This is a genomic window from Pseudomonas sp. Xaverov 83 (genome assembly GCF_019352905.1).
Classification (GTDB): domain Bacteria; phylum Pseudomonadota; class Gammaproteobacteria; order Pseudomonadales; family Pseudomonadaceae; genus Aquipseudomonas; species Aquipseudomonas yamanorum.
On record NZ_JAAAFU010000038.1, the window covers coordinates 59,727 to 73,285 of the forward strand.

6 protein-coding genes are annotated in these 13,559 nt (G+C 58.6%); 1 reads left to right on the forward strand and 5 read right to left on the reverse strand.

The features are described 5' to 3' along the window. The first annotated feature begins 118 nt into the window (after nucleotides 1-118). On the forward strand, nucleotides 119-376 hold the full coding sequence (locus K0H47_RS13765; protein WP_017478047.1) for a hypothetical protein: 258 nt from the start codon (nucleotides 119-121) through the stop codon (nucleotides 374-376). A 50-nt stretch (nucleotides 377-426) separates the two neighbouring features. Here K0H47_RS13765 and K0H47_RS13770 read toward each other — a convergent pair whose 3' ends face one another. From K0H47_RS13770 to K0H47_RS13790, 5 genes are all read right to left on the reverse strand, one after another. Continuing rightward, on the reverse strand, nucleotides 427-816 hold the full coding sequence (locus K0H47_RS13770; protein ID WP_219272939.1) for a hypothetical protein: 390 nt from the start codon (nucleotides 814-816) through the stop codon (nucleotides 427-429). A gap of 89 nt (nucleotides 817-905) precedes the next feature. After that, a complete protein-coding gene (locus K0H47_RS13775; RefSeq protein ID WP_063033649.1) occupies nucleotides 906-1,550 on the reverse strand; it encodes a hypothetical protein in 645 nt (214 codons plus the stop codon). Nucleotides 1,551-1,808: 258 nt separating this feature from the next. Then, entirely contained in the window at nucleotides 1,809-2,357 is a 549-nt protein-coding gene (locus K0H47_RS13780) for an imm11 family protein (protein WP_219272941.1), read from the reverse strand. 4 nt (nucleotides 2,358-2,361) lie between these two features. Beyond that, complete coding sequence (locus tag K0H47_RS13785) at nucleotides 2,362-11,610, reverse strand: DUF637 domain-containing protein (RefSeq protein WP_219272942.1); 9,249 nt, start codon at nucleotides 11,608-11,610, stop codon at nucleotides 2,362-2,364. A gap of 31 nt (nucleotides 11,611-11,641) precedes the next feature. Continuing rightward, entirely contained in the window at nucleotides 11,642-13,363 is a 1,722-nt protein-coding gene (locus tag K0H47_RS13790; RefSeq protein ID WP_257626663.1) for a ShlB/FhaC/HecB family hemolysin secretion/activation protein, read from the reverse strand. Between the last annotated feature and the right edge of the window lie 196 nt (nucleotides 13,364-13,559).

Sequence of the window (13,559 nt, forward strand, 5' to 3'; positions counted from 1 at the left end):
GTCTGCCGGTTTTCTCTGTTGCCGGTTCGCCAACCTGCGTACAGCTGCCACCCATTCGTTTGGCGACGAATGAGTGGTGGCTTAATCCACCAACAGAGTACTGACAATGAATCGATACATGCCCCTCACGGGCCACGACTGCACCGTCCCCGCCCTGCTTATCGACACCCATGCGCCCCTCGATGTCCTCCACGACGCCGCCGTGTACCGGATTCGCGCCGTCACCCAACTGCTGGAAAACCTGGCCTTTCGCGAACAGCTCAGCAGCGATGCTGTGGTGCTTCAAGACTTCGCCCAATTGCTGGCTATTCCGCTGCGCGATGGGTGTGATTTGCTGGATGTCATCAGTCGCAGGCTCAATACCGATCCATCCTGAGTAAAAGCCGGGCGGCCTGGGTGCCGCCCCTTTAACTCGGTTAAACAACCTCACTTACCATGAAGCAAAACTTTTAAAGCATCTTTAGAAACGCACACTATGCGTGCCCACTCTTCTTTTTCCAAATACTCTTTATCAGAAAGATCAGTACCATACTTATCAAAAAGCGCGTTAATAGCTTGAACCACGTCCTCGATGGCTCTAGCTTCCTGATCATTTTTCAAAACTAGCCCTATCCAAGTGTATGCGTTTTCAGCGAGCCCTGTATCGTCATATAAAAAATGTATTGTGTAATCAAGTTCATCATAAGCTAAATCCGGCGATGAACGTTCTACCCATGCACGGTACTGGTAATATGAGTCCGACAAACCTGCCAGATAGGAAACCAGCTCCTCTCTCATACTCTGAAATTTTAATTCGGAGGGTTCCAAGTTTTCCATTTTTTATACTCACTGGGCAAAGGGGACGGATTTATTTAATTAACTCATAAGGAATTTTTAATATTTAAATAAATCCGCCCCCTTTACGCTCAATTAGAAAAATCTGCCCGCTTTTCTTTTTTTAGCTCCCCACCACATGGATTGATCATCTGCATTATCTCCGTATTTGTTGTATAGACAATAGCAGGAGACTTCGTAACATAAGTTGCCTCACTGGTCCGCCCGGAGGCTTCTACAAAATTACCCTCTGGCCCGACATAGGCTTTTTTGCCTGGCTGCACCATGATGTCGAGCATGAGCTTTTTCTTCTTCATGTCCGGTTTATTGTGCACATCGAATGTCCAAATCTGCAGCCCATACTCTTTGGTGAATAAATAGAAATTCGGCGATGTCTCTCGGGATTCGTAGAGGTGGGCGCACATGACGTCACTGACTGTTACTGTTAAGTCGGGTTTGTAGTGCTGACCGCTATAACTGGCAAGTATCAGCTTTGTACGTGTCTGTACTGCAAGTGCATCCTGTGGATGACACGGGATCATGTCACCATAAGGATAGGTGCACCAAGTCACCTGACTCATCGTGACAATCTCGTCAGGCCTTACGGAAAGATCCTTTTGGATGGAAATCTGGTCCTCGGGCTTTTCGTAGGGAATTCCTGCGCAACCTGTTAATAGAGTGAGATTGATCAGGGTGAAGAGGTAAAGAGCTTTCCGGCATACGTTCCAATATTTCATTGTTGAAGTTCCTTTTCTGCTGCCATGGTTTTTTACCGCTACTAAATGGACAAGCCGACTCAAAGGGGACGGATTTATTTAATCAGCTCATCTGAATTTTTAAATATTTAAATAAATCCGTCCCCTTTACGCAGTCCCCTTTACGACATTTAAATAAATCTGCCTCCTGCACGCTCATAAATAAAATCGTGGCCTGCCCCCGTTTTTACCCAAAGCTAGCGCTACTTCCTCTGATCGGACCCTATTTCCTCGTCGCATTCAAGAAACAGCTAAGAATTTCACACCTGTAACCCCAGCAGCTTGCAGCTTGTCCTTAACTACCAAACTAACAATAATGGCCACTTCAAATTTTTTTAGTCTAAAAATATGCAAACCTTTAACTTTACTTGTATCTAAATACAAGCTCATAAAACCGCGATAATCACCAGCTTTATCCGGCCTAACCGGATCCAGCTCTTCGAACTTTTGAAACTGCGACCTTTCTTCATCTACGCACTCAATGGACGCCAAGGTCACCATCACATTAAAGTCATCTACAGACCCGTGAGAGTTAATACTTACCGGGAAAAATTCTACTTCAGGGAAACACATTAACTCCTTTCTAACTTTTTCACTGACTATGGGAACACCAAAAACCTCCGAAAAAGTAAAGTCCATCCTTGCGCCGGCAACATATACATCAATTTTTCCATGATTTAAGAATTGGGGACGGGAATGCATAAACGCCCAATTATCGACTTCATGTATATCTCCCAAGTGCCACCTACCCGGAAAATTCACATCATCTATCAAACGGAAATATTGCATAATATTACTCTTTTTTTAACCAGCGGTTTACTTGACTGCCTGGCGTAACAGCCTCGACTTTAATCCGTTCCAAGGTCAACTCTATAGCATTTTTATAAGCGCTTGTGTTGGCCGGAACACCGACAGTAGCAGACTGAAGCTGATCATATATATAGGCGTGATAGTCTTGAGGGTGAGGTCCTTTATGACCAGGAACAGCTACTTTGTTAATAGCGTCATCCAAATCGAGTCCAGCTCTTGTGAAAATCGCTTCAAATTTCGGAGTCCATGGGCCCCCACGGGCAGTAGATACGCAGTTTTTATTGGTACAGATATGATGTACGGGGGCAGGCCGAGCTAGTAAGTCCGATGCCTCTCCTGCAATTTTGCCTTCAGCAAATCCGACCTTCGCAGTATCTGCTGCTTTAGCTTCGAAATACCCCTCCGGCAGCGCACACGGCCCCGTATTGTGCACCCACGTCTTCAGATCCCCAACGTAGAACGTATGCCCCACATCAACCGTCAGGTTGTACGTCTCACCCACTGGCAGGTAAAGCTCCAGCGACTCAACTTCGGACGAGGTGTTATCCGTGTCGCCGTCTGCCAGGGATTGCAGCAGGTCCCCCGGCTTCAGATCAATAACAGAGATAAAGTCGCGCTTGGCCGGTACGTAGAACGGGTGGCCAGGGGTGACCAGCAGGGTTTCGCCTTCCGCTTTGCCGTCTACGCGAACGCTTTTCAGCTTGAGGCGGTAAATCGGTTGGTCGGAGCGCTGATGGGTGGCCAGAATTTTAGCGGCGAAGGGTTTGCCGCCTTTTTCGGGTTTGCTCCAAACCACGTCGCCGACTTTGAGCGACTCGATGGTGCGGTCGCCGTTGGGGGTCGAGACTTTGGTGCCGGCCGCGAAGCAGCAGGGCTCTTTGTATTTCGAGAGAACGACGTCATCGCGTCGGGTCGCGAACAAGTCATCGGCCCTGGCGAAGCTGCCCACATCACCGGTGTAGGCGGTTTGCTCGTATTTCCCAATCGAGGTGGTCGGGGCTGTCGCATTGGCGCCGGTGCGCTCGAAGCGCACGGCGGAGTCAAGGCTGTTGGGGTTCAGGCCATAGTTCGGGATGTCATCCGCAACGCGTGCGATGCCGCTGCTGCCAAGCGTTTCCTGGCGGCCCACGTTGGTCAAACCGACGTCGCTACGGGCCACAAGTGCGCCGTCGGCCCTGACGACGCTTGAAGCCTCGCCAACCTTGGAAACCTGCCCAAATCGGCCGGAAGGCGCGATCATGGTCAAACCATCAGTCATTAACTCAGTGACTTGCGCCGCTGACTCATAGCTGTTGCCTTGCAAGCTCGAGACAAATTCCCTGCCCGTCTGCCTGGTGATCATTTGACCGCCGCGGTCCACCGTCGGGTCGGCAATCGGCCCCAGCAGGCCGTCGGTCATTTCCAGTGGGCTGCTATTACCTAAAAGCCCACCGGCAGTCTTGGCAAGACCTTGCACTGACCCCCATAGACTGCGGCCAGCCCCTACTGCCAGGCCTTTGGCAACGTCGCCGTAGTCAGTCGGTTTGCCGCTGTAATCCAGGTTAGTCTCGTAAAAATCTACCAACCCTTGGGTGTTGCGCCCTTTCGGATCACCCAGGTAGTCGATGTTTATAGTGCTGTCTTTGTAAGCAGTCGGCCGAGTCGTGCGGAAATCAAGAATCAAGGCCGCTGTTTCATTACCTGAGTACCCCCGCTTACTGCCGTCTGCGGAAGCGTCGGTTCGGGCGTATTGATCTGCAATAGGTGTAAGCGCAAGACCCAGATGCTGCAAAGTAGCCGTGTCGATAGCGTCTACGTCTTTTTGCGAGATCGACTTGCTCCAACCTTCATCGGTGTTGTACGCCAGGGCAACGCCCATCAGTCGCGTGGCTTCTTCGACACTGATGCCTTTTTCCGCTGCCAGCGCAGGCGCTTGCTTTTCAATCAGCTCAGGCGCTCTTGGGTGCAACTGCTCGTTGTAACGCTCAACATTGCCCGCCACCCACGCGGCGTCATTCGGGTTGCCGTTAACCAGCGAGCCGGCAGCGATACCAATGAGCTGCGCGGTGGCGACTTTGAATTGATCATCGGTGGCGAAACGCTCATCCAGGTACTTACCGAGGTTCTCGTTCGCAATCGCCGTCAAGCCCTCTGCCGCACCGGCGGCAATGGCGCCGGTCTTGAAGTCGCCGCCTCGGGCCGCTGAAAGCGCGCCACCGAGGAGAGCATGCATCAAGACCTTCTGCGTTGAGCCGGGGCTCAGGTCCAGTTCGTTCGCGAGGTTGCCAAGGCCCTTATTGCCCGCCGCTGCGGCAAGGTCGAAACCTTGCGAGACCAAGGCTGAACCGAGGTTGTCTTGCAAGCTGCCGCCGTTGATGGCGGTGGAGATGCCACTTTCGATGACGGCATGGGTGCCGCCGCGCAGCACCGCATCCTGTGCTTTTTGCCAACTGAGCCAGTCACTGGAATAGCCTGGGTTTTGTACCGGCCCCGCTGTGGTGACTTTCGCGCCCGCACCGTCGGCCGGGCTCGCGCCCTTGAACCAATTACTGTCTGCGTAGTTCAACGCCCCGGTTGCCAGCCCCGCGATGGCGGCGTTTTTCAGGCTACTGCTGCTGAAGGTATCCTTGAGCGCAACGCCGATGTTGCCTTTGTTGTTGATCGTGCTCACAGCACCGGTGCTGGCCAGCGAGGTCAGTGCGGCGGTGGCCATCATGTTGCCTAGCCCGGCACTGGTGGCGGCAACTGCCGCCGACGTACTAGTTGCCGCAACCGCAGCTGTGCCGGCGGCCATGGCTGTCCCTGAGCCCGCTGTCGCGCCTGCGGCCCAGCCAGCCATCGCACTCGCACCGCCTGCCGTCAGCACGGTCACGATAATAATGACCGCCAGCATGACACCCTGCCCCATGCCAGAGTTGCTGTACTTGAAGGAGTCATGCAGCTCTTTTACCTGCCTCCAATCCACATCGCCGCGCTTCTCGGCTTCCTTGAGCCAGGCCAATTGCGGGTCGGCCTTGACCATCGTGTCGATGGTCTGGCTGACGGTTTGCTGGTCGACCTGCTTGACGTCGATTTTCAGGCCGTTCACGGCTTGGATGACGGTTTGCCCCTTTGCAACCAGTTCGCTCTGGCGCAGGGTCTCATCGGTTTTGCCTTTGCCCTTCATCGAGAACCAAGCCATGTTGCTCTTGCTCTTGGTATGGCTCTCGTCGTGATAGTCCTTCACGCCTTCAAACGTCACGGCGCCGCCGCTTTTCAGGATCAGGTCGTTGCCGCTGTTGAGCTTGGCGACCTGGTAGAGCTGGTCGCCGTTACTGACGAGAGTCAGGTTGCCAGCGGTCTTGATCTCAGTGCCGACGTTGGTGGTTTGGGTGACTTCGTCGCGCTTGGCTTTTTTCGCGCCCCAGCCACCGTTCTCCTTCATGTCATACAAAGTATGCGTACTGTTCTGCGCCGCCAGCAGGTTCAACTTATCCCCGCTATACAGATAAGCCTCATTCCCCGCACTGATCTTACTCGCCACAATCGTGGTGTCGCGCCCGGCCTGGCTCTTAAAGTCCGCGCCCGCCGTCAGCACACTGGCCAACTGCGTGGTTTGCTCATCGGCCGTCTTGATGCGTTTTTTACCGTCTTTTTCTTTGCCCTCGACGTTGTGCACATCGCTGACAGAGGTCACGTTGAAATCGCGCCCAGCCTGAATATTCAGGTCCTTACCGGCGGTGGCGGTGCTGCCAATAATGTTGACGTCTTGCCCGGCCTGCATGTTGACGTTGCCGCCCGCCGTGACGCTGGCTGCAAGGTTTTTGACGTCGGTGGTGATGGTGGATTTTTCGCCGCCATCAATGGTGTTGTGGATCACGCTGGTGTCGCTGACGGCGACCAGGTTCAGGTCGCGGCCGGCGCTGAGGCTGGCGTCGTTACCCGCGACCAGGGCGCCGTGGTTGTTGAGGTCGCGGCCGGCATCGATGGCCAGGTTGCCGCGGGCGGTGATGGTGCTCGCGCTGGCATCGGTGAGGGTGCGCATGCCGACGCCTTCACGCACTTGGATCGCGGTGTTGTCGTTGGTGATGTCGCCTTTGAGGGTGGTAAGGCTGACTTGATTGCCTCGAATTTCGCCGCCCATGGCGTTACGGATGCTGTCTTGGGCCAGCAGGCTCAGGTTGTTGCCGGCTTCGATCAGGCCCCCGTTGTAGAGGCTGCCGCCACTCGCGGCGCTGAGGTTGTTGCTGGCGCGCAGGGTGCCGACGTTAACCAGGTCGCCACCGGTGACGAGGTTGAGGTCGCGGCCCTGGATCAGGCTGTTGCCGCGCACGTTGCGCGATTCGGCCTGGGCCAGGTAGAGCACCGGCACGAGGACGGTCTGGCCGTCGACCACGCGGTTTTCCATCCACACGATGTCGTGGGTCAGGGCGCCGACTTGCTGGCCGGTGAGGGACACGCCGACGCTCAGGCGCAGGGCGTCTTTGCTGGCGAGGGCGTTGTCCATCAGGTAGCGGAACTGGTCGGCGTCGCTGAGCAGGCCGCCGGCCAGGAAGCGTTGGCCGGTTTGTGCGAGTACGGCGTCGCGAATCAGGCGGGTCTCGTATTGGCCATCGCCGAGGCGGCGCCAGGCGTTGTCGCTGTTGAAGCCGAGTTTGCCGAGCATGTAGTCGGAGCTGAAGAAGCCCGAGGTGGTGGCAAATTCCGGGTTGGTCTCGATCAGGTAGTGGCTGGTCGGGTCGGGGTTTTTGACGAACAGGCCGTACTCGCCCTTGGGCAGCTGGAAGTTCGGGGCGGTAGTGGGGTCGACCGGGGCGAACGGCTTGCCGGTGTAGTCCACGGGTACGAAGCCGCCACCGGGGGCGACGGCGGCAACCGGCAATACGCTGCCGGCGGCTTGGGCGCTCGGGTCGTTGGCATGTTTGCTCAGGTTGATGTTGATGCCGCCGACGGGGATGCCGGTCTGGTCATCGCCAAGCGTGCCAGTCAACTGAGCCAGGGTGTTGTTATGCAGCGTGCCGTTTTGCAGGGTGCGCGCGACGTTGAGGTTAACGGTGCCGCCGGCTTGCATCGTGGCGGCGTAGCCGGGGCCGCCGTTGTCGGTCCAGGTGGTGACATCGCTTGTGTAGGAGAAGGGCCGCACGTTTGGCGAGCGGTTTTTGAGCTCTTCAAAACGCGCCTTGTCGAAGTTGCCGGCGGCGGTGGCGGCATTGAACGCAGGCACGTCGATGTATTCCATGCCTTCCCACACGTGATCGTTCACATGCCCTGGGGTGTTGATCACGAGTTTGCGTTGCCCGGTGCGCGTGCCGGCGCCCTGGTTGAGCAAGTCGCCAGCGGTGATGCTCAGGTCGCCATTGGCGGCCAGCAGGCTGTAGCGGTTCTGCACGTTGTCGCCTTGCAGCACCATGTCCTTGCCGGCGACGAGCCGCGCCGAGGCCGAGTCCTTGGTTGCCGTTTCAAGGTAAGTCTCGTTGATGGTGATTTCACCGCGCCGCCAATTGTCGTCCTCACCGCAGTGCTGCATACACACCCAGGCCAGGCTGCCGGTGGTGAGGGTTTGGCCCAGTTCAAATGCGTCTTTGGCGTTCTCGATAAAGCCGGCGTTGATGCCGATGGAACCTTCGCTTTCTACGGTGCCGGAGCGGTTGCTGAACAGCACCGCCTTGCCGCCATCCACCGCCGCAAAACTCAAGTTGCCCTTGCTGTAGACGTCGCCATACAGGTTGCTGAAACCATTACCGCGCAACGTCATGTCGCCGCCGCTGAACAACAGCGAATCGGCGCCATTGGTGATGCCATTGACGGCGGTGAGGTTCACCGCGCCTTGAGCGCCCATCGTGCCACGGTTGCCGATTTGGGCCGCCGCGATATCCAGTTGCTGACGCGCGGTGAGGAAACCGAGGCTGTCGAGGGTACCGCTCAGTTTGATCTGGGTGTTGCTGCCCGCGAGGCGACCGCCGTTCTGGCTGAGGTTGTTGGCGGTCACGCTGAGGTTTTGCAGGGTTGCAATGCGCCCGCTGTTGCTCAGGTCGCCGCTCAGCCTGAGGCTGAGGTCGCCGTCGGTGAGCAGTTCGCCGCCGTTGTTAAGGCTGGCCACGTCGAGGATCAGGCCCTTGCTGCTGGCCATGCGGTCGCCGGCCTTGAGGGTCAGGCCCTGGCTGCTTTTGTACGTGAGCACTTCGTTCAGTTGCAGACGGCCCAGGCCGTCAACGCTGCCGAATGCCCAGTCAGCGGTGCCCATGCCATTGATGTTGCCCTGACTGCCGGTGAGGCTGGCGGTGTTGATGCGGAACAGGCCGTTGCCCGCGTGCTGCAACTGGCCACCCTGGTTGTTCAGGTGCGTGGCATCGAGGCTGAAGGCTGTGCTGCCGAACTCGAGGGTGCCGTCCTGGTTGTTCAGGGTGCCGCTGAGGTTGAGGCTGCTGCTGGCACCGGCCAGCGCACGCAGTTGCCCGCGTGCGCTGTTGTCGAGGTTGCCACCGTTGAGGGTCAGGCCCTGGTTGGCTTCAATCAGGCCGCCTTGGTTGGTGAGCGTGTCGCGTGAAGTCAGGTTGAGCTGGTTGCCGCTGATCTGGCCGCCCGCGCTGTTGTTGAGGGTGTTGCCGGTGATCGTCACCTGTTCTTTACCGAACAGCTTGCCACCTTGGTTGGCCAGGGCTTCGACGGTCAGTTGCAGGTTACCCACCAGGCTGGCCAACGTGCCGTTGCTGGCGTTGTTCACGCTGTCGGCGGTGATGGTCAGGGTGTCGCCTTGCACGGTGCCGCCAGTGTTATCCAGGCTGCCGGTATCCAGTTGGGTAGGTGCGCCGCCGCTGAGCATCAGGCCTTTGCGGTTGGTCGCGTCCTGGCCGCTGTAGCTCAGGCCCTGGTTACCGGCCAGCAGCTGGCCGCCATCGTTGTTCAGGTGCTGCGCGGCGATGTCGAGGCGCTTGCCGCGCAGGGTGCCGCCACTGTTGTCGAGGGTGGTGAGCGCCTTGACCAGCACGCTGCGCTCGCCAGCGTCGATGACCCCGCCTGCGTTGGTCAGCAGGTCGCTGACGTTGAGGGTCACGTCGCCGCCATTGCTGACCAGCGAGCCTTTGTTGCTGTTGTTGAGGGTCTGCGCGGTGACGTCAACCGAGGTGCCGATCAGGATGCCGGCGCTGTTGTCCAGCCGCTCGCCTTGTACCTGCAACAGGCCTTCGCTTTGAATACGGCCTTGGGCATTGAGCAACTGGCCCGGGCCCTTGAGCAGCAGGCTCACGCCCGGCGCGCCACCGGCCAGCAGGCCGGCGTTGCGGTTGTCGAGGCCGGAGGCGCGCACGTCGAGTTGGTCGCCCACCACGCGCCCGGCGCGGTTGTCGATGTCACCGCCGGTCACGTCGAGCAGCAGTTGTTTGCCGACAATTACGCCGCTCTGGTTATCCAGGTTCGCCGCGTGCAGCTCGACATCGCCCTGCCCGGCCTGCAAGCGGCCTTGGGCGTTATTGAGCTGTTGCGCGGTGACGAGGGTCAACTTACCGGTGTTGGCGCTCAGTACGCCGTTGGCGTTGCTGCTGAGGTTGCCGGCGTTGAGGTTCAGGTCGGTGCTGGCCTGGGCAAAACCCTGGCTGTTGTTGAACCCATTGGCGACGGTGAGGTTCAGTGCACCGTTGTCGGCCTGGATCAGGCCCTTGAGGCTGTTGTCGAGGTCGCTGGCGTTCACCGTGAGGGCGCCGGCAATCAGCTTGCCGTTCTGGTTATTCAGGCTGCCTGCGTTGACGGTCAGGCTGTTGGCGATCACTTGCCCGCCGCTGTTGTTGAGTGCGGCGCTGGTCAGCACCAGGCTGCCACCGGACATTTCGATGCGGCCCTGGCGGTTGTCCAAAGAAGCGCTGTCGAGAGTCGCGGCCTGGCCTTCGCCAAAGCGAATCAACCCGCCCAGGTTGACGATGGCCGGCGCGCTGATCGCCAGGCTTTGCTCGCCGTACACACGGGCGGTGGCGCCTTGGTTGGTCAGCTTGGCGGTGCTGACGCTGACGGTTTTGCCCTGGATGATGCTGCCCTGGTTGGTCAGCGCCTGCGCGGCGGTGATCGCCAACGCGCGGCTGGCCAGCAGGTCACCGCTGGTGTTCACGGTCTGCGCGTTAACCACCACGTCGCCCGTGGCATTGCGGCTGTTATCGGCCTGCACGCCCGCTTCGATGATGCCCGGGTTGGTGACCTTGATCGCGTTGAGTTCGATGCGCTGACCCGCAGCCAGGCTCTTCTGGTTGACCAGTTCTTCAGCACTGCTCACCTGCACATTGCCGGTGGCGTAGACCTTGTCGGTCAGGTTCACGTTCTGCGCGGTGACCTTGAGGTTACCGGTGGCCGCCGTCTGCGCCATGCTCAGGTGCCCATTGGCATCCAGCTGGATATCGCCGCCACTGGCGGCCAGCGTACCGTCGAGCTTCACACCCACGCCGGCTTCGGTGCCCACCAGTTTGATCGTACCGGCGTACATACCGCCCAGCGCCGAGGAATCGATGGCCAGCTCGGGCTTTGCGCTGCCGTCATCGGCGCGCGCGGTGGCTTTCAGGCTTTTGGCATCGACGTCGTTACGCCCGGCAATGACGGTCAATTCCCGTGCATTGATCTGCGCATTGATCTTGGCCGAACGGGTGATGATTTCGAAGCGGTCGACGTTGCTGGCATTCAAGCCTTCGCCGTCGATGGTCACGGCGCCGCCGTCAACCTGGTAGCGCTGCAACTGGCCGCTGGCGTCGAGCACCGGTTTGCCGGTGGTGAGGGTTACGTTGGGGGTGTTGATAAAGCCGCAACCGCTGCACGTAACACCGTACGGGTTGGCGACGATGACTTTGGCCGACTGGCCCGCCACTTCGGTGTAGCCGCGCAATTGGCTGGGGCTGCCGCCGTTGACTTCGTTGAGGATGACGCTGGCCGCGCCGCCCTTGAGGTTGGGGTTGCCGACGATGTAGCCACCCAGCTGGGTGTTCGTCACGGGGCCGTTGGCGTTGTTGAGGATCACGCCGTTGGGGCCGACGTTGTAGTCCTTGAATTGGTTATGGGACAAGCCACTGCCATTGGGGGTGGCGATGTTCACCACCGGTACGCCATTGCCGGCCTGGCCGACGGTGGTGCCCGGCGCACTGACCACAATGCCTTCGGCCTGAGCCAGCAGCGGCTGCCAGAACAGCGCGTTGGCCAGGATCAGCACCAAACCGCGCTTGGGCAGGCCGAAGAACGAGTCTCGCGGTTTCAGCGCAGCAGAAGGTTGGCGGGCCAGGAAGGCAAAGTGGCGAACATCCATTGTCATATTCTCGATGTAACGGGGCGTTGAATTACAGGAAGAAATCCATGCGGAAGTAGATCGGCGCTTCGCGCTCGCTCATCACTGCCGGGCGTTCCAGGGAATGGGCAAAGGTCACGCTGGTGCTGACGTATTTGCCACGGGCGAAGAACTCCAGCGAATTGCTCGAGACCCGGCCATGCACGTTGTCGTTGTAGCGGCCATTGCTGATCACACCCTGGTCGTAGCCGACGCTGGCGCCGTATTCGGCAAAGGCCGGGCGCATCCAGTCCCAGGTCACCGGGCGCGCCCAGCGCACGTCGTTGCGCCAGTAGCCGCCGCTGTCGCCGGTGAGCTGCTGGTCTTTGAAACCGCGCACCGAGGCCGAGCCGCCGAGGCTCATGCGCTGGGGGCTGAACAGGATGTCTTCACTGCGTTGGCCGGTGGCCAGGCTGGAAAAACTGAACGACTCGCCCCACAGCGTGAACGGCTGCAAGTAGCTGACGGTGGCGGTGTATTTACGGTAGCGCGCGTTGGGCAGGCGATTGCCGTACTGATCGCGCTCGTTTTCAGCTTGGGCATCGAAGGCGCCGATACCGTTCTGCATGCCCAGGTCGAGGTTGACGAAGGCATTGCCGATGCGGCGGCCGTGGTTGATGCCCAGTTGCAGTTCGCTGAGGCGGTTGCTGCTGGTTTCGAGGTGGGCGTCGTTGATGTAGTTGTTGGTGCGCAAATGGGCCAGGCCGACGTTGACCGAGGTCTTGCTGACGTCGTCGCGATGGATCACGCGCTCGGCGCGCAACTGGTGGTTTTCGTTGTCGCCAGATTGCTTGAACTTGAAGGTGTCGGCGTAACCCAGAGCGCGGTAATCACTCTCGCTGTAGGTGTAGCTGAAGTTCCACCAGCCCCACGGCACGTTGTAGTAAAGCATGGTGTTTTTCGAGGTTTTCTGGTGGTCGCTGACGGCATCGTGGCCGCCGCGCAACACAAGCTGGTCGGCCAGGCCCAGGGGGCTGTCCCACTCAAGGCCGGCGCCCCACTGCTGTTCGCCGGTGCTTTTCTGCCCGTCGTTATTGCGCGACAGGCTGGCGCGCCAGGGCTTTTGCGGGACGTTCTTGACCTGTACTTCACTGCCGCCCACCTGGCTGCCGGGGGTCAGTTCCATTTGTGCCTGCTTGGACGGCAAGCGGTTCAACTGGTCCACCAACTGCTCGATTTCCCGCAGGTTGAGCTGCTCGCCAACCTTGCCGGGAAAGGCCATGGCCAGCTCGCGTTGGGACAGGTTGCTGCCGTCGGCGCCCTTCAAGCCTTCGAGTTTGCCTTCCACCACCAACACCTGGAGGTGGCCGGTGGACAGGTCCTGCTGCGGCAAGTAAGCACGGCTGGTGACCATGCCTTTGTCGATGTAGTAGTCCGTGATCGCCTTGAGCACTTGATTGAGCTGGGACACGCCCAGACACTGGCCGATATACGGCTTGAGCAGGCGATCGCGGTCCGGTGCAGGCAGGCTGTCGGCGCCCTTGAGTTCGATGTCTTTGATCGGGAAGCAGCGGGTGTCAGCCGGGGTGGCAGGCGCTTCGGGCTTGGCTTCTTTGCCGGGCAGTTCCTTGAGGTCTTCAAGGCGCCGGCGCTGTTCTTCCAGCAGACGGTTTTGCCGATCACGGATCAGGTCCTGATCGCCAGGCGTGGGCGCAGCCGTCGCACTATTGAGTGCGAAGCAAGTCAGCAGGCAAACGCCCAGCAGCAGCCGAGTCCGTGGCAATAATAAAGACATGTTCGATCCGTCGAAAAAGCGGGGGCCGGCAAACTAACATCGAACTTCCGGTGGGCCAACATTCTGGCTTTATTGGAAGTTATATTTCGCAGGCCTATAAGTTGCTGATTATTAACAATAAATAAATCAAGCAACGCTTAAGTGCTTGCAATTGGAATTTTTATTCCGACAAGCGGTAACAGTTTTGATACAACTC